The 22,232-nt window shown below is 34.6% G+C and carries 20 protein-coding genes; 17 read left to right on the top strand and 3 right to left on the bottom strand.

What is annotated here, in order from left to right; translation table 11 throughout:
• Positions 1-34 precede the first annotated feature (34 nt).
• The 11 genes from fba to C8269_RS04495 all read left to right on the top strand — a co-directional run bounded on the left by fba (position 35) and on the right by C8269_RS04495 (position 11,146).
• On the top strand, positions 35-901 hold the full coding sequence (gene fba / locus C8269_RS04545; RefSeq protein ID WP_106460559.1) for a class II fructose-1,6-bisphosphate aldolase: 867 nt from the start codon (positions 35-37) through the stop codon (positions 899-901).
• A gap of 60 nt (positions 902-961) precedes the next feature.
• Positions 962-2,269: a transcription termination factor Rho gene (rho, locus tag C8269_RS04540; protein WP_106460558.1), complete on the top strand. Its 1,308-nt coding sequence runs from the start codon at positions 962-964 to the stop codon at positions 2,267-2,269.
• Between the two features lie 67 nt (positions 2,270-2,336).
• Positions 2,337-2,540: a 50S ribosomal protein L31 gene (rpmE, locus tag C8269_RS04535; RefSeq protein WP_106460557.1), complete on the top strand. Its 204-nt coding sequence runs from the start codon at positions 2,337-2,339 to the stop codon at positions 2,538-2,540.
• Positions 2,541-2,589: 49 nt separating this feature from the next.
• On the top strand, positions 2,590-3,384 hold the full coding sequence (gene prmC, locus C8269_RS04530) for a peptide chain release factor N(5)-glutamine methyltransferase (protein ID WP_106460556.1): 795 nt from the start codon (positions 2,590-2,592) through the stop codon (positions 3,382-3,384).
• A 3-nt stretch (positions 3,385-3,387) separates the two neighbouring features.
• Positions 3,388-4,464: a peptide chain release factor 1 gene (gene prfA / locus C8269_RS04525; protein WP_106460555.1), complete on the top strand. Its 1,077-nt coding sequence runs from the start codon at positions 3,388-3,390 to the stop codon at positions 4,462-4,464.
• A complete protein-coding gene (locus C8269_RS04520) occupies positions 4,465-5,394 on the top strand; it encodes a cation diffusion facilitator family transporter (RefSeq protein WP_106460554.1) in 930 nt (309 codons plus the stop codon).
• 10 nt (positions 5,395-5,404) lie between these two features.
• Positions 5,405-6,448, top strand: coding sequence for an L-threonylcarbamoyladenylate synthase (locus C8269_RS04515; RefSeq protein ID WP_106460553.1), 1,044 nt, complete (start codon positions 5,405-5,407; stop codon positions 6,446-6,448).
• Between the two features lie 2 nt (positions 6,449-6,450).
• Entirely contained in the window at positions 6,451-7,080 is a 630-nt protein-coding gene (gene upp, locus C8269_RS04510) for a uracil phosphoribosyltransferase (protein ID WP_106460552.1), read from the top strand.
• 9 nt (positions 7,081-7,089) lie between these two features.
• Positions 7,090-8,370 carry a UDP-N-acetylglucosamine 1-carboxyvinyltransferase gene (gene murA / locus C8269_RS04505; protein WP_106460551.1) on the top strand — a complete coding sequence of 427 codons (1,281 nt, stop codon included), beginning with the start codon at positions 7,090-7,092 and terminating at the stop codon, positions 8,368-8,370.
• On the top strand, positions 8,371-10,527 hold the full coding sequence (gene recD2 / locus C8269_RS04500) for an SF1B family DNA helicase RecD2 (RefSeq protein WP_106460550.1): 2,157 nt from the start codon (positions 8,371-8,373) through the stop codon (positions 10,525-10,527).
• The gene (locus tag C8269_RS04495; protein ID WP_199792158.1) at positions 10,517-11,146 is read left to right on the top strand and encodes a ComF family protein; all 630 of its coding nucleotides are present in this window, start codon (positions 10,517-10,519) and stop codon (positions 11,144-11,146) included. The genes recD2 and C8269_RS04495 overlap by 11 nt, the downstream gene beginning before the upstream one ends.
• A 33-nt stretch (positions 11,147-11,179) precedes the next feature.
• Here C8269_RS04495 and scfB read toward each other — a convergent pair whose 3' ends face one another.
• The 3 genes from scfB to C8269_RS04480 form a co-directional block, all read right to left on the bottom strand.
• Positions 11,180-12,568 carry a thioether cross-link-forming SCIFF peptide maturase gene (gene scfB, locus C8269_RS04490; RefSeq protein ID WP_106460549.1) on the bottom strand — a complete coding sequence of 463 codons (1,389 nt, stop codon included), beginning with the start codon at positions 12,566-12,568 and terminating at the stop codon, positions 11,180-11,182.
• A 136-nt stretch (positions 12,569-12,704) separates the two neighbouring features.
• Positions 12,705-12,854 (bottom strand): six-cysteine ranthipeptide SCIFF, encoded by a 150-nt coding sequence (gene scfA, locus C8269_RS04485; RefSeq protein WP_106460548.1) that lies wholly within the window; start codon positions 12,852-12,854, stop codon positions 12,705-12,707.
• A gap of 44 nt (positions 12,855-12,898) precedes the next feature.
• Complete coding sequence (locus C8269_RS04480) at positions 12,899-14,239, bottom strand: aminotransferase class I/II-fold pyridoxal phosphate-dependent enzyme (protein ID WP_106460547.1); 1,341 nt, start codon at positions 14,237-14,239, stop codon at positions 12,899-12,901.
• 87 nt (positions 14,240-14,326) lie between these two features.
• Between C8269_RS04480 and C8269_RS04475 the strand changes: the two genes are divergently transcribed.
• From C8269_RS04475 to nrdG, 6 genes are all read left to right on the top strand, one after another.
• Positions 14,327-15,196 (top strand): LCP family protein, encoded by an 870-nt coding sequence (locus C8269_RS04475; protein ID WP_106460546.1) that lies wholly within the window; start codon positions 14,327-14,329, stop codon positions 15,194-15,196.
• Positions 15,197-15,235: 39 nt separating this feature from the next.
• A complete protein-coding gene (locus C8269_RS04470; RefSeq protein ID WP_106460545.1) occupies positions 15,236-15,754 on the top strand; it encodes an adenine phosphoribosyltransferase in 519 nt (172 codons plus the stop codon).
• A 154-nt stretch (positions 15,755-15,908) separates the two neighbouring features.
• Entirely contained in the window at positions 15,909-16,832 is a 924-nt protein-coding gene (locus tag C8269_RS04465) for a J domain-containing protein (RefSeq protein ID WP_106460544.1), read from the top strand.
• A gap of 1 nt (position 16,833) precedes the next feature.
• Positions 16,834-19,419 (top strand): ATP-dependent chaperone ClpB, encoded by a 2,586-nt coding sequence (clpB, locus tag C8269_RS04460; RefSeq protein ID WP_106460543.1) that lies wholly within the window; start codon positions 16,834-16,836, stop codon positions 19,417-19,419.
• Positions 19,420-19,608: 189 nt separating this feature from the next.
• Positions 19,609-21,729 carry an anaerobic ribonucleoside-triphosphate reductase gene (nrdD, locus tag C8269_RS04455; protein ID WP_106460542.1) on the top strand — a complete coding sequence of 707 codons (2,121 nt, stop codon included), beginning with the start codon at positions 19,609-19,611 and terminating at the stop codon, positions 21,727-21,729.
• On the top strand, positions 21,726-22,226 hold the full coding sequence (nrdG, locus tag C8269_RS04450) for an anaerobic ribonucleoside-triphosphate reductase activating protein (RefSeq protein ID WP_106460541.1): 501 nt from the start codon (positions 21,726-21,728) through the stop codon (positions 22,224-22,226). Before nrdD ends, nrdG begins: the two co-directional genes overlap by 4 nt.
• Positions 22,227-22,232: the final 6 nt, after the last annotated feature.

Here is a 22,232-nt window from a genome sequence, read left to right as displayed (position 1 = left end):
TAAATTTTAGGGCATAAGCCCGGAGGAGAAAATAATGTTAGTAAATGCAAAAGAAATGTTAGACTTAGCTTATGAAAATGGTTATGCAATTGGCCACTTCAATACAAATAACCTTGAATGGACAAAGGCAATCCTACTTGCTGCAGAAGCAAAGAAGACTGCAGTTATTATAGCATCAAGTGAAGGTGCTGCAAAATATATGGGAGGCTTCAAAGTTGTAGCTGACCTAGTTAGAAATCTTCACGATGCTCTAAATATAACTGTTCCTGTAGCAATTCACCTAGACCATGGTTCATACGAAGGTGCAAAAGCATGTATAGAAGCTGGCTTTACATCAGTAATGTTTGATGGCTCACACTTCCCAATAGATGAAAACCTTGAAAAAACAAGAGAAATTGTTAAACTTGCTCACGAAAAAGGCATCTCAGTAGAAGGAGAAGTAGGTGGCATTGGTGGAGAAGAAGATGGTGTTACATCAGCTGGTGAACTTGCAGATGTTGAAGAATGTAAAAATCTTGCAGCATGTGGTATAGACTTCCTAGCGGCAGGTATCGGTAATATCCACGGTGTATATCCTGCTAATTGGCAAGGACTTAACTTTGAAAGACTACAAGAAATTTCTGATGCAGTTAAAATGCCAATAGTTCTTCACGGTGGTACAGGTATTCCAAGCGATCAAATCAAAAAAGCAATCAGCCTTGGAGTATCAAAAATCAACGTAAATACAGAATGCCAAATCGAATTTGCTAAGGCAACAAGAGCTTATATAGAAGCTGGCAAAGACCAACAAGGCAAGGGCTTTGATCCAAGAAAACTTCTAAAAGACGGTACAGATGCAGTACAAGCCCTAGTAGAAGAAAAAATTGAAATGTTCGGTAGCACAAATAGTGCACAAAACTAAATAGTGATATTAAAAGAAAAAGAATAGGGGCCTTGTGCCCCTTGATTTTTTATAAGACTTATGGATAATTTAAAAGATAAAAAATTAGTTGATTTAAGAGAAATAGCAAAAGACTTAGGCATAGAATCAATTAGTAAATATAGAAAAGATGAACTAATAAAACTTATTGAAGAAGAAAATAAAAATAAGGAAGAAGAAAGTCAAGAAGCAAGAGAAAATGACCTAGGTTCTAAATTTGATTGTGACGGAATACTTGAAATATTACCAGATGGATTTGGATTCTTAAGAACCCAACTTTACGAGTCAGGTGATGATGATATCTATGTCCCACCTAAACAAATAAAGATGTTTAGGCTAAAAACAGGAGACTACATAGAGGGAATAGCTAGAGAAAAACACGACAAGGATAAGTTTTCTCCTTTAATATTTGTATCAAGTGTAAATGGGATAAAGCCAGGGGATGCCTTTAATAGGCCACCTTTTGAAGACCTAACACCAATTTATCCGAATGAGAGAATAAGTGTGGAGACAGATTCTAAACACTTATCTGGCAGAATAATTGATATAATAAGCCCGATAGGAAGGGGCCAAAGAGGCCTTATAGTTTCTCAGCCAAAGGCAGGAAAGACAACACTAATCAAAGAAATAGAACGAGCCCTAGAAAAAAACTACGATGACCTTAAAATATTGGTCCTCCTAATCGACGAAAGACCAGAAGAAGTAACAGATTTCATAAGATTTGTAAATGAATATAGGGATCCAGAAAATGTCTTGATGAGAACTGAGGTAGCTGCATCGACCTTTGACATGCCACCACAAAACCACATAGACATAGCAGAAATGGTCCTAGAGCGAGCTAAGAGGTTTGTTGAGGAGAAGAAGGATGTAGTGATTCTTCTTGACTCCATCACAAGGCTTGCAAGGGCCTATAATATCATGACACCTCAATCAGGCAGGACCCTATCAGGTGGTCTTGATCCACTAGCCCTTGTTGGTCCAAAGCAATTTTTTGGTGCTGCAAGAAATATTGAAAATGGTGGCTCACTTACAATACTAGCCACAGCCTTAGTAGATACTGGTTCTAGGATGGATGATATGATTTTTGAAGAGTTTAAGGGAACAGGTAATATGGAAATCCACCTAGATAGACGTTTATCAAATAGAAGGATATTCCCAGCTATAAATATCGAGAAATCATCAACAAGACGTGATGATCTTCTTTTATCAAAAGAAGAAATGGAAGCTATTTATAAGCTAAGAAATTCAGACCTAAATACAACAGAATCTATTCTGGAGTTAATCGATTGGATGAAAAGGACAAAATCTAACGAAGATTTTGTTAAACTGATAAATTCATCCCTCAAATAACTTGATTTAAGTATACAAAGCAGGTATAATTTTAATTGCTTATTGAAATGGAAGATAGAGGTGAATTATGAAAAAAGAATTACATCCAGAATATCACCAAGCTAAGGTAACTTGTGTGTCTTGTGGCAACGAGTTTACAGTAGGTTCAACAGAAGAAGAAATCAAAGTAGAAGTTTGCAGCAATTGTCACCCATTCTACTCTGGTAAACAAAGAACTGCTGAACGTGGTGGTAAGGTAGAAAGATTTAACAAGAAATACGGTAGAAAATAATAGAAAGAAATATAAGGTAAGGCAACTTACCTTATTTTTGTGTAAAATAATGAAAATATCAGAATTTTTAAAAAAAGATTACAACACAACACTCATAGCTCTTTCCTATATTTTAGATAAACCCAAATCTTTTATACTCTTAAATCAAAATTTAGACCTAAAAGAAGAAGAATCTAGAAAATTAAACGATATAATAAATATGAGGAAAGAATCTATTCCCCTCCAATACGCCATAGGCTGGTGGGAATTTTATAATTTAAGGCTTAAGGTTGATTCGAGAGCTCTTATACCAAGATTTGAAACAGAGATAATTGTTGATTATATTATAAAATCTAACTTTAATAAGGAAAAAATCCTAGATATAGGAACAGGTAGTGGTGCTATAGCCTTAAGTCTTGCCTATAATCTAAAGGACTCTCTTGTCATTGGCTCAGATATAGAAGATAAGGCCCTAAGCTTAGCAAGTGAAAATAAAGAGCATCTAGATATAAATAATGTCGGCTTTATCAAATCTGACTTATTTGAAAATATTGAAGGCAAATTTGATTTAATAGTATCAAACCCACCTTATATCAATGAGGTAGATTATGAAAATCTCGATAAAGAGCTTTTTTATGAACCTAAATCAGCCCTTTATGGCGGCGTAGATGGCTTAGATTTCTATAGGCAGATTATAAAAGATGCACCAAACTATCTAAATGATGGAGGACACCTAATTTTTGAAATAGGTTATGATCAAAAAGATGAGATTAATGAATTATTGAAGAATGAAAATTTTATTAAGATAAAAAACATAAAAGATTTTAACGATTTTGATAGATTTATTATTGCACAGAAAGGATAAATTATGTTTGAAAATCTAGAACATGTTAGAGAAAATTACAAACAACTTGAATTAAAACTTGCAGATCCCGCAGTTTTAGCAGATATGGATCAATTTAGAAAAGTTTCTAAAGAGTACAATTCACTAAAACCAGTAGTTGAAAAATACGAAGAAATTAAAAACGCAGAAGATACAATAGAAGAAAATCAAGAGCTTCTAAACGAGACAGATGATCAAGATATGATTGCTATGCTCAAAGAAGAAATTGATGAAAACAAGAAAAACCTTGAAGTCTTCAAAGATGAAATGCAAATTCTTCTAATACCAAAGGACCCTAACGATGAAAGAGACGTAATTGTTGAAATTAGACCTGGGGCTGGAGGTGATGAGGCAGGACTTTTTGCTGGAGACCTTTACAGAATGTATAACATGTATGCTGATAAGGCAGGCTTTAAGACTGAAGATATTGAGGTTAACACCCAAGGGGTAGGTGGAATTAAGGATGCTACCTTTGTTGTAAGAGGTGAGGGAGCTTATTCTAAGTTAAAATACGAATCAGGAGTTCATAGGGTTCAAAGAGTACCTGAGACAGAATCTGGTGGTAGGATACATACATCTACAGCAACTGTTGCAGTTCTTCCAGAAGTTGATGAAGTAGAGCTTCACATAGATCCTAACGATATTAGGGTGGATGTTTATAGGTCAAGTGGTAATGGTGGCCAATCTGTAAATACAACTGACTCTGCTGTAAGACTTACCCATATTCCAACAGGCCTAGTTGTAGCCATACAAGATGAAAAAAGTCAGATAAAGAATAAAGACAAGGCCATGAGAGTACTTAGGGCTAGACTTTATGAGTTAGAAGAAGAAAAAAGAAATAAAGAAATAGCAGATAACAGAAAAAGCCAGGTAGGTACTGGTGATAGGTCTGAAAGAATAAGAACCTATAACTTCCCTCAAGGAAGAATAACCGACCACAGGATCAATAAGACCGTTTACCAACTAGATGATTTTCTAAATGGAAATATAGAAGATATGATTAACTCCCTAATAGCAGAAGATCAAACTAGAAAGTTAGAAAAAATAGGCGAGGAAGAATAGTTGTTTGATTTCCTCGCTAAAAGATTGGTAAAGGATTATAAAAATACAGATAATCCTGATGTAAGGCTAGATTTAATAAGTGTATCGTCTCTTATTGGCATAATAATGAATATCATACTTTTTATAAGTAAGATTATTTTAGGTTTCGTAAGTAAGTCTACAGCTATCTTAAATGATGCCTTTAACAACCTTTCTGATTCGGTAGTCTCAATAATGGCCTTAGTTGGTTCTAGTTTTTCTAAAAAACCAGCCGATAAGGACCATCCATTCGGGCATGGTAGGATAGAATATGTGGTATCCTTACTTGTTTCGATAGTGATTATCTATGTGGGACTTATGCTTTTTATAAATTCTGCAAAATCTTTTAATGATAATAACCCCAACGGTCTTAGTTTACTAAGCTTTATAATATTATTTGCCGGTATCTTGATAAAAGTATACATCTATAGGTTAAATGCAAAATTATATAAAGATTTAGAATCAGACCTGAACCTAGGTGTAATGCTTGATGCTAGAAATGATATAATTTCAACCAGCGCAATCATTTTAGGTGTATTTTTGCAAAGATTTGTAAGTTTTAACCTAGATGCTGCAATGGGTATTGTAGTAGCGTTTTTTGTTATAAAGCCTGGTATAGACTTATTTAATGAAACAGTAAAATATTTATTAGGTGAAAGAATTGATGAGCATATAGAAGAAAAGATTTCTGAAATATTATTATCTGGCCAATATATAAAGGGCATGCATCATTTGGATATTCACCAATATGGTAGGGGACAGATAATAGGGTCTTGCCATGTTGAGGTTCCAGGAAATTTGACTGTCAGTGAACTTCATAATGAAATAGACAGGATCGAAAAAATTATTAGAAAGGAAACAGGAGTGATACTTACACTTCACGCTGATCCGACTTATTGTATTTTAGATTAAAGAAGGCTAAATGAAAACAGAAGTTTTAGAGTTAGATAGAAATAACATTGATGAAAAAATAATAAAAAAGGCAGCAAGCTTGATAAATGAGGGAGAACTTGTAGCCTTTCCGACTGAAACGGTCTATGGACTTGGGGCAGATGGCCTAAATGATAAGGCTTGCCAGAAAATTTTTAAGGCTAAACATAGGCCGGCCGACAATCCTTTGATTTTACACATTTCAGATCTAGAAATGCTAGAAAAATTAGTAGATGATATAAAAGAAACGGATAAGGCCCTATTTAAGCTTTGGCCAGGGCCACTAACACTGATTTTTAAGAAATCCAAGCTAATACCTGATTCTGTCACAGCAGGAGGGGATACTGTAGCTATAAGATATCCATCAGATAAGATTGCAAATAGGCTAATAGCTACTGCAAATACACCAATTGCAGCCCCATCTGCAAATATTTCAGGTAGGCCATCGCCAACTAATGCAGCTGATGTTTTTTTTGATATGGATTCTACCATACCTATGATATTAGATGGTGGAGAGTCTAATATTGGTATAGAATCTACTGTTCTTGACTTATCAGAAGATGTGCCAGTGATACTTAGACCCGGCTTTTATACTTTTGAGTTTCTAAAAGAGATTATCCCTGATGTGAGACTAGATGATAGCCTTGTAGATGCAAGTGTCAGACCAAAATCACCAGGACAAAAATATAAGCACTACGCCCCAAAGGCTAAGATGAAAGTATTTGTAGGCCAAGGAGCAAAAGATTATATTTATAATCTTGCAAATTCTTATAAAGAAAAATCTTATAGGGTAGGAATATTAGGATTTGAGGATTCTAAAGAAATATTTAAAGATTTTAATTTTATAAGCTTTGGTGATAGGAATGACTTATCTACAATGAGCCATGTTTTATTTTCTGCCTTAAGGCAGATGGATAGGATGGATGTAGATATTATTCTAGCAGAAGGTGTTAAGGAAAATCATTTGGGTAAGAGTATAATGAATAGGATGAAAAAATCGGCAGCAGGCGATGTGAATTATATAGGAGATAAATAACAATGAAAAATGTAAAAGTATTAGACCATCCAGTAATCAAACACAAAATTTCCATTTTAAGAGATATAAATACAGGATCAAATGAGTTTAGATCTCTAGTTACAGAAATAGCTATGATGTTAGCTTATGAAGCAACATCAGATTTAGAGCTTGAAGAATACGAAGTAGAAACACCAGTTGCAAAGACAACAGGCTATAGACTAACAGGGAAAAAAATCGGTATTGTTCCAATCCTTAGAGCAGGCCTTGGAATGGTTGATGGGGTATTAGAAGTCCTACCAGCAGCTAAAATTGGTCATATTGGTATGTATAGAAATGAAGAAACCCTACAACCTGTAGAGTATTATTGCAAACTCCCTAGCGATGTGGAAAATAGAGACATACTCGTAGTAGATCCAATGCTTGCTACAGGTGGTTCAGCTTGTGATGCTATAGATAGACTAAAAGAATATGGCTGCAAATCTATCAAATTATTAAGTGTAATAGCAGCACCTGAAGCTTTCAAATTACTTGAAGAAAAACATCCAGATGTAAAAATATATATAGCTCAATTAGATGAGAAATTAAATGAAAATGGCTATATAGTACCAGGACTTGGTGATGCCGGCGATAGGCTATTTGGCACTAAATAAGGACTTGATATGGCGGGAAAAGAAATTTTAGTAATAAATTCTAATGGACCTCTACAGGGAGAAGTGAATATTTCTGGAGCGAAGAATTCGGCTCTTCCAATACTAGCTGCCTGTGTGTTAGGTACAGAAGAAATAATATTGGATGGTGTTCCTGAGCTTAAGGATGTAGAGATAATGGTCGAAGTCCTTAAGCATTTAGGAAGTGAAGTAAAGTATTTAGACACTAATACCTTAAGCATAAATTCAGCTTCAATTAATACCTGCGAGACACCTTTTGATCTAATGGATAAGATGAGAGCTTCATTTGTTGTTATGGGTCCACTCTTATCAAGATTTAATGCAGCTTATACAAAGGCTCCAGGTGGATGTAATATAGGAAGCCGTCCAATAGATTTACACTTAAAGGGTTTTGAGGCTTTAGGAGCATCTAATATAATAAATGATGATGAAATATCTATAGAAGCAAAAGATGGTCTAGTAGGTACAGAGATATACCTAGACTTCCCATCAGTAGGGGCTACACAAAATATTATCATGGCAGCGACTCTTGCAAATGGTAAGACCACTCTAGAAAACGCAGCCAAGGAACCAGAAATAGTAGACCTTGCTTCTTTCTTATCAAAAATGGGAGCAAATATAAAGGGAGCTGGTACATCAACAATTGTAATTAATGGCGTAGAAAAGCTAAAGGGAACAAGACATACCATAATTCCTGATAGGATAGAAGCAGCAAGCTATATGACAGCTGCAGCTATGACTAGGGGAGAGGTATTGATTAATAATGTTATCGGCAGCCACATCAGACCTGTTATAGCGAAGCTTGTTGAGATGGGTGTTGAAGTAGAAGAGATTGAAGATGAGGATAAGATTATTGTAAGGGCAAATAAGGGCAAGCTTAAGGCTACCAACATCCAAACACTTCCTTATCCAGGTTTTCCAACAGATGCTCAAGCTCAATTTATGGCGCTAATGACAGTTTGTGAAGGTGAGAGCAGGATCCAAGAAACTGTTTTTGAAAATAGGTTCATGCACGTAAATGAACTATCAAAAATGGGGGCTGTTATCGCAACATCTGGTAATAGAGCGACAATTGCAGGTGTTGAAAAACTTCATGGAGCAGATGTAAAGGCAACAGATTTAAGAGCAGGCGCTGCCCTTGTAATGGCAGGACTTGTAGCTGAAGGCACTACTAGAGTATTTGACATTTACCACATAGATAGGGGCTATTCAAATCTAGTAGAAAAACTTACCAAGCTTGGAGCAGATATTAAGAGAGTTAGAGTAGAATAAATGAAAATAGAAGGCATAGTAACAAACATTAGGTATAGAAATGATGAAAGTGGTTATAGTGTAATGACCCTTGACACTACTGATTCAGATATTACCATTGTTGGTACTATGCCTATTTTTAATGAGGGAGATAGGATAGAAGTAGAGGGAGATTTAACTTATCATGATAAATATGGTGAGCAGATAAATGTCAGAAATGTAAGTCTTAAAAAACCATCAGATAAAGAATCAATAATTAAATTTCTATCAAACTCAAATATAAGAGGAATTGGACCTAAAACTGCTAAGGCCATCTATCAAAAATTCGGAAATGAGTCTCTGGACATCCTATATGACAATACAGAAAGGCTTATAGAAGTAGAAGGAATTGGCAAGAAAAAACTAAGAGATATAAGCTTATCGGTAGAAGACACTAGAGATTCTAGACAAACTATGGAATTTCTAAATAAGCTAAGGATTTCTTACAATCTTTCTATGAAAATCTATAATAAATATGGTGAAAATACCAGAGATATAATAAGGGCAAATCCTTATAGGCTTATAGAAGATATAAAGGGAATTGGCTTTAATATGGCAGATAGCCTTGCTCGTAGTATGGAAATGAAAGTCAATTCATCATTCCGTATATCAGCAGGACTTTCCTATGTGATTGATTATGAGGCTGATTTTAGTGGGCATACAAGCTTAAAATTAGAAGATCTGATAATTAAGACCCAAAATTTACTAAAAGTAGATAAAGACCTAATATCTAGACAAGTTGAAGAAGATTTGCTTTCTGGCAAACTTGAGCTGGTAGTAATAGATGATGTCTCCTATGTATATGCCAAAAGTCTTTATAAGGCAGAAAAATCTGTAGCAATGAACTTAGCCAAAAAAATTGCTGCTTCTTACATTTTTGATGTAAGTATAAATGAGGACTTAGATCCATATTCCAAAGAACAAAAAGAAGCAATTAATAAGGCTTTTGAGAATATGCTACTTGTAATAACTGGTGGACCAGGCACTGGTAAAACAACCATAATCAACGCTATAACAAAGATACTTGATGATAATGACCTATCCTATGCCTTGGCAGCTCCAACTGGTAGGGCGGCCAAAAGAATGCAAGAATCAACAGGCAAGGAAGCCTATACCATCCATAGACTTGTGGGAATCAGGCCAGATATGCCGATAGCTGAATATAACGAAGAAAATCCAATCGAAAAAGATTATATAATCGTCGATGAGATGAGTATGGTTGATATTTATCTGATGAAAAGTCTTCTCGATGCCATAGGGGAAAATACAGCCCTAATTCTAGTGGGAGATAGCGACCAGCTTCCATCAGTAGGCCCTGGTAATGTCTTATCAGATATTTTAGAAACCAATATTAATTCAGTGAGGCTAGAAAAAATATTTAGGCAGGCAGGAGAATCTAATATAGTTTTAAATGCCCACAGGATAAATAAGGGTGAATATCCATTTTTAAACCAACCAGGCAAGGATTTTTTCTTTATAAATGCAAATTCTAGAAATTTTAAAGAAATTCTCTTAGAATTAATAAAAGATAGGCTACCAAATTTCTATAAACTTGATCCAATAAATGATATCCAAGTCCTATCCCTATCAAGAAAGACAGCTTGGGGAGTCGATTCTATCAATGAAGCTATCCAAGAAACTATAAATAAGCAAAATATTTTTTTGAAGATCAATAATAAGACTTTTAAACTCTATGATAAGGTCATGCAGGTTAGGAATAATTATGACCTAAAGGCAATAAATATAGTGGAAAATGACGATGGGGTTTATAATGGAGATATTGGCATTATCAAAGAAATAGACACCAATGAAGAAAGTCTTAAGGTTGAGTTTGAAGATGGTAAGGTCATAAAATATAAAAAAGAAGACATAAAAGATCTAGACCTATCATATGCTATTACAGTCCACAAGTCACAAGGTTCAGAATTTAAGTGTGTGATAATTCCTATGATGCAGGTGGCTCCTATGCTTTTAACAAGAAACCTACTTTATACTGGTATCACAAGAGCTAAGAGTCTGGTAATTTTATTGGGTGAGAAGAGATTTATAAAGACAATGGTTGACAATAATAGGTCAAATAAGAGAAATACTAACCTAGCATATTGGATAGGGGAAATGGAGTCTATACTTGCTGATTGATTTTTTATTTTTAGACCCTAACAAGTGTTATATTTGTAAGGAAGAATATATCTACAAATACCATATCTGTAGAGATTGCTTTGACAAACTAGACTATGTAGACAATGAATTTCTAGTAGGAGATACCAAGGCCTATGCCATGTTTTTTTATGATGATTTTTTTAAAAAACTAATAGGGGATTATAAGTTTGAAAGAAATACATCCCTTTCCAGAGTTTTTTCTGAATTTCTGTATGAATATGGGACTAGGAAAGGCTTATTTGATGCTGATTATATATTGACATCTCCATCTTCAAAATCTACCCTAATAGATAGGGGATTTGATCAGATAAGGATGATTACAGATGACTTTATAGAAAAGATAAGGCCAAGCTATCTGGATGAATTTAGAAAAGTTAAAGACACCAAGGCCCAGCATGATTTAGGCAGGGAGGAAAGGAGTCTCAACCTAGTTGATGCTTTTGTTTGCCAAAAAGATATGACAGGCAAGTCTGTTCTTATTATCGATGATATCTTAACAACAGGTAATACAGCTAAGGAAATCATTAAAGTATTAAAAGCATCTCATGCCAAAGAAATAAAAGTATTGGCCCTTGCTTCAGAAAAAAGGGTAATCTAAAAGCCAAGCACAAGCTTGGCTTTATTTGTGCCCTTAGGCAAGACTTTCTTCTTTTTCAGCTTCCTTAAGGAATTCATAAATTTTTACGGCTAGGGCCATTTCAATTCTTTTTCTAAATAATTTGCAAGAATATTCGTGGGTGTGGTTTAGATCGCCTGTGGCATTGTAGTTATTTGCCGCACAGCCTCCTGAACAATACATATTGGCCCAGCATGATCTACACTCTTCTTTAGAATAGCAGTTGCATGTTTTAAAGCGATTTACAAGACTTTTATTTTTTACTCCATCATAGATATTTCCGATTATAAAGTCTTCATTGCCTACAAATTGATGGCAAGGATAGAGGTCGCCTGTAGGGGTTACTGCCATATACTCTGTACCAGAACCGCATCCAGAAAGTCTCTTGTGGATACAAGGACCATTTTCAAGATCAATCATATAGTGGTAGAATATAAATTTATCATCCTTATCAATTGCTTCCATCATCATGTCAGCAAGTTTCTCATATTGATCATATAGGATATCAAGGTGCTCATCTTTTAGAGCATATTCATTATCAGGTGAACCAACTACAGGTTCAAGGGATGTCCTCTTAAAACCTAGGTCAAGATAAGTCTTGATATCTTCTGTAAAATCAAGGTTATTGGCTGTATAGGTTCCTCTCATATAGTATTCCTTATCACCACGTCTTTCGACAAGTTTTTGAAATTTTGGAACTATAAGGTCGAAGGAACCTGTTCCCTTCATAGTTTTTCTGAAGTGGTCGTGTTTTTCGCGTCTTCCATCCAGGGATAAGACAACATTTTTCATGTTCTCATTTAAGTAGTCAATATTTTCGTCATTTAGAAGTAGGCCATTGGTTGTAAGGGTGAAGTTAAAGTGCTTGTTAAATTCTTCTTCCTTACTTCTAGCATAGTCTACTGTGTATTTTACAACGCTTAGGTTCATCAAAGGTTCACCACCAAAAAAGTCAATATCTAAATTATAGTGGCTTCCAGAATTTTCTAGTAAAAAGTCAATAGCAGCTTTGGCCACTTCCTTTGACATAATCGCATCAGGTCCATGATAAGTTCCACCCTTAGCAAAGCAATAATCGCAGGTAAAATTACAGGTATGGGCTACATTTAGGCAAAGGGCCTTGATAGTTGTAGGTTTTTTTGTTACATCTATGGCAAGGTCCTTGAAATTATCTTCTGTAAACAATTGGCCGCTTTCAATAAGGTCGCTTACTTCATTGAAGGCAGCTTCTAATTCTTCATCTGTCACATTGTACTTAAGGCTTAAATCTGTTTTTAGCTTATCTATGTCAGAATTCTTGTAAGATTCTATTATATCGTATGTAAGGTCATCTACTAGATGAACAGAACCACTGTATATATCTAAAACAATATTAAAACCCTTAGCTTTATATTGATGTATCATTATTCCTCCTATGGTTTTTTAACCTAATATATTATACTTAATTACTAGGAATATAAAAGTTAAGAATACAAAAAGACCCTCGCAATTACCCAAAAAATCAGATAAGATTTGCAAAGGCCTTCTAATATGTAAGCTCTTATTTATTTTTTTTGCTAACACATTCTTGGTTTGCAACTCCGCAAGATGTTTTGCAAGCAGATTGGCAAGAAGTTTGGCATTCACCACAACCACCATCTTTTTTGCTCTTGTGTAAGTTTCTTGTATTTAATGTAAGAATTCTTTTCATAATACACTCCTTATAATTCATCTTTGTATATAATTTTAGCATTTTTATTCACTTTTGTCAATAAGGCAAGAAATTTCATCTTCGATATTTAAAGAAAGGCCCTTTGATTTCATAAAATCTAGGCAAGCCAAGGTATTTTCATCAATGATTTCTCCTGGCGTAAGGATAGGAATGCCAGGCGGATATGCATAGACAAATTCTCCTCCAATGTGGCCTATAGAATTTTCTAGCTTTACCATAGATTTTTCTTTTTCATAAGCCTGATACAGTTCATATTTTTTTGTAGGCCTTGGATAAGTAAAGGTATAAGAATTTTTATATTTGAAAAGCTCCTTATCAATTTTTAATAAAACTTCTTCTAAATATTTAAAAGCTTCTTCACTATCAAAAATACTTGCTATTAAGAGAGCGTAGGATGGATAGGCCATCTCTATTTCAATCTTATTTTTCCTAAGGATTTCTTGAAGCTCTAAGCCACTTACATTGGCGTCTTTACAGGATATAAGTATTTTTGACCTATCCTTATCCTTATGGTCAATTAGCTTTAAGTTTTTAAGGTCAAGGTCATATAGCTTATCTAAATTTTTATTTAAATCATCCATAAGCCTATAAAATTTTGGGAAATTTTCTATCATTTCATCTATGGATTGTAAAATTAGATAAGATGGGGATGATGTTTGAAAAATCGCCATACTTTCCTTAAGACTTCCTATCAAAGATTCATCATTTACCAAAAGAGCGGCTGATGGGGTAAGGGCTGAGAGATTTTTGTGAAAGGATGTAACAGCTAGGTCAAAGATATTTTTATAAAGTTCATTTAGGTATAAGTGGCTCCCGTGGGCTAGGTCTACAAAAAGTTTGGTCTCATATTTTTGGCATATGCCATAAATTTTTTCTAAATCTAGTATATAACCTTCATAGGAAGGACTTGTCACCACCACAGCCCCATAGGATTTGTTTTTTAATTTATTCTCTAAAACATTATAATCGATACCTGCTACAGCGCTTACCTCATCTGTTATTATATCGATGTAGTCAAGTTTGCATTTATTTATGAGAGCGGCATTATAAACAGCCTTATGGGATGACCTCTCTATTAGAAGATTTTTATTGTTTTTGCTGAGGCTTCTTATTGCTGCAAGGATGCCATTTGTTGATCCATTTGTAGAAATTATAGCATCTTTTACTCGATAATTTTCGGCAATAGCTATCTGCATTTTTACAAAGATTTCTTTGGGGTCATTGAGGTTATCAAGTCCTTCTATTTCTGTAAAATCTCTTAAATATCCCAGGTCATTTCTTAAAAGCTTCGATCTTTTGTGGCCTGGCATATGGAAGGGATAGGTATTTTCATTTAGATATTCATCAATTTTTTTAATTAACATGATTCCTCCTGTCTTTATTATAGCCTAACTTACAAATATTTTAAGAAAATCTTTTAAAAAGGGTGTAAAATAGTCATAGGTGATAAAATGAAAAATAATATGATAAAAATAATTAAATCGGTACTTGTATTTTTGATGTTTGTAGTGGTTTTTGCTGCAGGTTTTCTCTTACTAAACTTTTTTAAAAATGATGGAGCTGGTGGTGAAATTTTTGATATTTCAAATGACAGAGGGTTTATGTTCTTGCTTGCAGGAGTAGATTCGACTGGAGAAGATACTGGCACAAGAACAGACACGCTTATGCTTGTCAATGTAAATAAGGATAAAAACACCATAGACATGATTTCAATCCCAAGAGATTCCTATGTTTCAATTAGGGGGTCAATGGATAAGATTAATGCAGCCCACTCTTATGGCGGAATTGATTTGACAATGGAAGTTGTGAGGGATTTTCTAGGAATAAATCTGGATAAGTACTTTGTTATTTCATTTGATGCAGTTATTGCAGGGATCAATGCCCTTGGCGGTATGGATGTAGAAGTAAGTAATGAAGTAGCAAGTGCCATGGGCATTAGCCCAGGAATAAGGAAAATGGCAGGTGATGAGGTCTTAGCCTATGTTCGCTTTAGAAAGGGCTATCAAAATGCAGACCTTGGTAGGATAAATACCCAACAAGATTTTATGAAACAGTTTATAAAGGAAGCAACAAAGGCAGAAAATATAAGCAAGCTTCCATCAGTATACAAGGCTATGAAACCATACATTAAGACAAATATAGGTCTTAAAAACCTTTCGTCCTTAGCTTTAGATTTTAAGAGCGTAGATCCTTCAAATATTAATTCCATTCGTCTTGAAGGTGAGCCATTTAATGCGGGTGGTATATCTTATTTTAAGGTTTATCCTAATTCTATAGAAGAAATTAGGCAAAATTATCTAAAATCTTATTTAAGAAATTAATATTAGGGTATAATACAAATGTACAAAGATGGAGGAGATATGGACATAAAATCATTAATCAGGGTTATAGAAGACTATCCAGAAAAAGGTATATCTTTTAAGGATATAACAACCTTACTTAAAAATAGGGAAGGCTTTAAAGAAACCCTAGATAGGTTAGAAGAAGCATTAAAAGATTACGAGTTTGACTATATAGCAGGAGTAGAATCAAGAGGACTTATTTTTGGTGCACCCCTTGCTGATAGATTAAACAAGGGCTTCATTCCTATTAGAAAACCAGGGAAATTGCCTGGAGAAATTGAAAGAGTATCCTATGAGCTTGAATATGGTTCAAACGAGCTTGAAATCCACAAGGATGCCCTAAAACCAGGGGACAAAATTGTAATAGTAGATGATCTTATAGCCACAGGTGGATCTGCTAAGGCAAGCGCAAAACTAGTTGAAAGCCTTGGAGCAGAAGTTGTATGCTTTGAATTTTTAATCGAACTTACAGGCCTAAAGGGTAGAGAATATCTAAAAGATTACGATGTAATATCAATAGTAGAATACGACCACTAAAATTTGGAGCTTTATTAGTAAAGCTCTTTTTTATTGGTTAAATTTATATAAAAATTATTGGTCAAAAAGTCATAAATATACTTGAAATGCATATTTAAGTCAGTATAATTAAATTAAGGTCAGAGATGGTCAAACGAAAAAGATGGAGGTAAATATGCAATATAAAGATTACTATGAAGTGCTAGGGGTGGATAAGAAAGCTAGCGCCGATGAGATCAAAAAAGCTTATAGAAAATTAGCTAAAAAATACCACCCAGACCTTCATCCAGATGATGAAAGTGCACACAAAAAATTTACAGAAATAAATGAAGCCTACGAGGTTTTATCAGATCCTGATAAGAGACAAAAGTATGATACCTTTGGTTCAGGAGCCAATTTTACAGGTGGTCAAAATTTTGATCCGAGAGATTTTGGATTTGATTTTGGAAACTTCGGAAATGGCTCATACACATATACAAGTTCGAATGATTCAGGTTTTTCAGACTTTTTTGATACCTTATTCGGTGGTTTTGGATCTAAAAGTCATAGCACAAGCCACAGTTCAAGGTTTGGGGGTTTTGGAAACGGATTTTCAAAAAAAGAAAAATCGAAGCTAAATACCGAAGTTACTATATCAATAGATGAAGCCATGGAAGGTACATCTAGAAAGATATCTGTTAACTCACAAGGAAGGCTTACCGATATAGATGTTAAGATACCAAAGGGTCTTAAAAACAAAAATAAGATTAGAATTGATGGTTCAAAATACGGTCTTGCAGCAGATATATATGTAAAAGTTAATATAAAAGATGATGAATACCTTGCTCTTGATGGAATAGATTTAATCAAAAAAATTAAGCTTAGCCCATGGGATGCCTACTTTGGAAAAAAGGTAAAGGTAGATACTAAATCAGGGGCCTTGCTAGTAAATATTCCAGAAAAGATAAATACAGGCAAAAAAATTAGACTAAAAGATAGGGGTTATGTAGATAGGAAAAATAACAAGGGCGATTTAATCCTTGAAATTCAAATAGATAACCCAGATCTTAATGAAGAACAAATCGAATTATATAAAAAGTTAAAAGAAATCGAGGGATAATATGGATAACAATAAATTAACACAAAAATCAATTGAAGCAATTAATAATGCAAATTCAATGGCTATAAAAGATGCAAACCCAGAAGTGACTGAGTTTCATCTTGGCCTAGCCCTAGTAGAAAGTTCAGATTCCTATGTATCAATGGTTTTAAAGGACATGGGAGTAGATGTAAATTCTTATAAAAACGATCTAGAGAAAAAGATAGAGTCTTTGCCAAAACAATCAGGAAATGCTAAGACCTATCCATCACAAGTATTTCAAAGAATATTCCTAAAAGCAGAAGATGAAGCAGAAGCAATGGGGGATTCCTTTATATCAGTAGAGCACATCTACCTATCACTACTTAAGGAAAAAAGTGAGGTCACTGATCTTAACAAGAGATATAATATTACCTACAAGGCCTTCAAAGATACTGTCCTAAAAGTCAGGAATGGTCAAAAAGTTACAAGCGATAACCCAGAAGAAACTTCAAATCCTCTAGAAAAATTCGGTAGAGACCTAACAGCAGAAGCTAGGGAAGGTAAGATTGACCCAGTTATTGGTAGGGATAGTGAGATTAGAAATGCTCTTAGAATCCTAAGTAGACGTAAGAAAAACAACCCTGTCCTAATAGGTCAACCAGGTGTTGGTAAGACTGCTATAGTTGAAGGTCTTGCCCAAAGAATTGTAAATAACGATGTTCCAGAGCCACTTCAAGGCAGGAGGATTTTCTCACTTGACATGGGTGCCCTAGTAGCAGGTGCTAAATACAGGGGCCAATTTGAGGAGAGACTCAAGGCAGTAATTGAAGAAGTCAAAAAATCTGAAGGTCAGATTATAATGTTCATAGATGAGATCCACACCATAGTTGGAGCTGGTAAGAGCGAGGGTGCAATGGATGCATCAAACATCATGAAGCCAATGCTTGCCCGCGGAGAAATCAAGGTAATAGGTGCTACAACCCTAAATGAATATAGGGAATACATCGAAAAAGATGGGGCCCTTGAAAGAAGATTCCAAAAGGTAATGGTAGATGAACCATCTGTAGAAGATACAATTTCAATTTTAAGGGGAATCAAAGAAAAATATGAAGTCTACCACGGAATTAGAATTCAAGATAGTGCTGTAATAGCAGCAGCTGAATTATCAGACAGGTATATATCTGATAGGTTTTTACCAGATAAGGCAATAGACCTTATGGATGAAGCTTGTGCTACAGTTAGGACAGAGATAGATACCATGCCTAGCTATTTAGATGAGCAAAAGAGAAAGCTTTTACAATTACAAATTGAAATAACAGCTCTTAAAAAAGAAGAAGATGAGTATTCTAAGAAAAGACTTGAAGAGTTAGAAAAAGAATTGGCAGATTTATCTGAAAAATATAATGAAGATTTCCTTAAATGGAAAGAACAAAAATCTGCTATCGATGAAGTTAAGGATATAAAAGAAGAAATCGATAGGGTCAAGATAGAAATTGACCAAGCTGAGAGATCTTATGATTTTGAAAAATTATCTGAACTTAAATATGGTGAGCTAGTTGCTCTTGAAAATAAACTAAAAGAATTAAGTGGCAAGTCAGAAAATGAAAATAAAGAAAGCATAAAAGAGGAAGTTACTGATGAAGATGTAGCTGATGTAGTGAGTTCTTGGACAAATATACCAGTATCAAAACTTGTAGAAAGTGAAAGAAGTAAAATCCTCCACCTAGATGAGACCCTTCATCAAAGAGTAATTGGACAAGATGAAGCTATCAAAGCAGTAGCAGATGCAATAATAAGAGCTAGATCAGGTCTTAAGGATGAAAATAGGCCAATAGGATCCTTCATTTTCCTAGGTCCTACAGGTGTTGGTAAAACAGAGCTTGCAAAGAGCCTAACAGAGGCCATGTTTGATGATGAGCACAATATGATAAGGATAGATATGTCAGAATATATGGAAAAATATTCTGTATCAAGACTTATAGGTGCAGCTCCTGGCTATGTTGGCTATGAAGAAGGAGGCCAACTAACAGAGGCTGTAAGACGTAAACCTTACTCAGTAATCTTATTTGATGAGATAGAAAAAGCCCATCCAGATGTCTTTAATATACTTTTACAAGTCTTAGATGATGGAAGGCTTACAGATAGTCAAGGTAGGACTGTAGACTTTAAAAATACCATCATAATAATGACATCAAATATCGGCAGCCAGTACCTAATTGATGGTCTAAAAGAAGATGGCACAATCAAGGAAGAAAACAAATATCAAGTAGAAGAATCCCTAAGACATTCCTTTAAGCCAGAATTTTTAAACAGGATTGATGATATAGTTATGTTTACACCACTAACTAGCGATCAAGTTTATGAAATAATAGATCTACAAATCGACAATATAAGAAAGAGATTAGCTGATAGGGATATCAAACTTGAAATCAGCCCATCAGCAAAAGAATATATCCTAGAAAATTCTTATGATGTTGAATATGGTGCAAGGCCAGTCAAGAGATTCCTACAAAGAAACGTTGAAACTATTTTAGGTAAATTGATTATAGAAGGAAAGGTAGCAGAAAAAGATACAGCAGTCTTAGTTCTAGATGAGAATAATAATTTGACCTTTAAAGTTAAATAGCTTAGTTAAGACAAGTAGAAAAATAGACAGAGTGATTTAATAGATTGCTCTGTTTTTTCTTTGGCTATTTTGAGCCAAAAATACTATATATAGTATTTAATTGCTATTCGAGCACTATATATAGTGCTAAATATTTTACAGAAAATCTTATTTGTGGTATCATATATACATAAGATTTCGGAGGTAAAAATGTTACAAGTAATAAAAAGAGACGGGACTAAAGTCGATTTTTATAAAGATAAAATTACTCTAGCCATAGAAAAAGCCATGCATTCCCCAAGTGGTATTTATGTGGAAGGCCAAGCGGCTGAGATAGCTAGTGAAATTGAGGAGAGATCTAAAAATAAAAGAGAAATCTCCATTTATGAAATTGAAGACCTAGTCTACTACAAATTAATAGATAGGAAAAATCCTGCAACAGCTAAGGCCTACGAGTCCTACAAGGCAGTTCAAGCCTACAAGCGTGAGCAAAATACATCTGACGATGAAATAATCGGTCTATTAAATCAGACAAATATAGATGTAATGGATGAAAACTCAAACAAAAATCCAATAATTGCCTCAACCCAAAGGGACCTAATAGCAGGAGAAGTTGCAAAAGATATAGCAAAGAGAAAACTAATCCCAGCTGATCTTGTAGAAGCTCACGAATCAGGAGCCATACATATCCATGATCTTGATTATCTAATCCAGCCAATTTTTAATTGCTGCCTAGTAGATATGAAAGATATGTTAGATAATGGGACAGTTGTCAACGAAAAGATGATAGAAAGTCCAAAATCATTCCAGGTAGCTTGCAATGTTATGACTCAAATCATAGCCCAAATTGCATCAAACCAATATGGGGGCCAATCAATAAATATATCATGCCTAAGCCCATATCTTAAAAAATCATATGCTAAGAACCTTAAATTATCAAAAGAAATTCTGGCAAATGAAGAAGATATCCAAAAAATGGCCAAGGCTCTTACCCAAAGAGATCTGGAAAGCGGCATACAAACAATCCAATACCAGATAAATACCCTCATGACAAGCAATGGTCAATCTCCATTTGTAACCTTATTTATGCATACAGATGAAAATGATCCATATTTAGATGAGACAGTCCAAATAATAAGAGAAATCCTAAAGCAAAGAATAGAAGGAATCAAAAACGAGCAAGGAGTTTATGTAACTCCAGCCTTCCCTAAGTTAATATATGTCTTAGATGAAAATAATATCCATATAGATTCAAAATATTTTGACCTAACAAGGCTTGCAGCCAAATGTACGGCAAAAAGAATGTATCCAGACTATATTTCAGCTAAGAAAATGCGTGAAAATTACGAAGGCAATGTATTTTCTCCAATGGGATGTAGGGCCTTCCTACCTCCTTACAAGGATAAGTATGGGGATTATAAATTTGATGGTAGGTTTAACATGGGAGTTTGTACAATAAACCTCCCTCAAATTGCAATCCTTGCAGATGGTGATGAGAAACTCTTTTTTGAAATATTAGAAAAAAGACTAGATTTAGTAAAAAGAGTAGGACTCTTAAGATATGAACACTTATCAAAGGTCACAAGTGACTCATCACCAATACACTTCCAACATGGAGCGATAGCAAGACTTAAAAAACACGAGTCAATAAAACCACTTCTAGAAAATGGTTATGCAACTGTAACTATTGGCTATATAGGAGTCTATGAAGCAACCAAGCTTACAAAGGGAGTATCCCATACCACAAAAGAAGGCTATGAATTTGCCATGAAAATCATGGAACTTCTAAATTCCAAGAAGGAAGAATGGACAGATAAATACCATATAGCCTTTGCAGTTTATGGAACACCAGCAGAAAGCTTAACCCACAGGTTTGCATCAATTGATAAAGAGAGATTTGGAGATATAGCTGATGTAACAGATAAGGGCTATTATACCAACTCCTTCCATGTGGATGTTAGAGAGAATATAACAGTATTTGATAAGTTTGATTTTGAAAGTAATTTCCAAAAATTATCAACTGGAGGATGTATTTCTTATGCAGAAATACCAAATATGACCAATAACATTGAAGCAGTTCTTACAATGATAGAATATATTTATGACCACATCCAATATGCCGAATTTAACACAAAGAGTGATTATTGTGGCAACTGTGGCTATGATGGAGAAATTCTTCTTGATGATGATAACCAATGGTATTGTCCAAATTGTGGCAACCACGATAGGGCAAAACTTACAGTAGTAAGGAGAACTTGCGGATATCTTGGTGAAAATTTCTGGAATGAAGGCAGAACCAAGGAAATAAAAGCGAGAGTGCTCCACATATGAATTACGGTCAAATAAGAAAATACGATGTAGCAAATGGTCCTGGTATCAGGACCACTTTTTTCCTAACAGGTTGTGATAGAAATTGTCCAAATTGTTTTAATAGGGACTATATGGATTTTTCTTTTGGGAAAAAATGGGATAGGGCAGCCGAAGAAGAGGTTATTTCTTATCTTAAACTTAGGGAAGTAGAAGGGCTTACAGTCCTAGGAGGCGAGCCATTTGAAAATCCCTTAGGCCTTAAAAAAGCTTTAATTAACATTAGAAAAGAAGTAGATAAGTCCATATGGGTTTATACAGGTTTTAAGATAGAAGATCTGATGAATATGAAATTAGCTAGAGAGATTTTAGAGGAGATTGATGTCTTGGTAGATGGTGAATTTATAGAAGATCTCAAGGATCTAAAGCTTAAATTTAGAGGTTCTTCAAATCAAAGAATAATAGATGTTAGGAAAACTTTAGAAAATAATGAGATTATTATCCTAGATGGGTATAAATAGAAAAAG

The sequence above is a fragment of the Anaerococcus sp. Marseille-P3915 genome (assembly GCF_900258475.1).
Taxonomy (GTDB): domain Bacteria; phylum Bacillota; class Clostridia; order Tissierellales; family Peptoniphilaceae; genus Anaerococcus; species Anaerococcus kampingae.
Note: the sequence above shows the minus strand (reverse complement) of the source record. Positions and strands in the feature narration are given on the sequence as shown.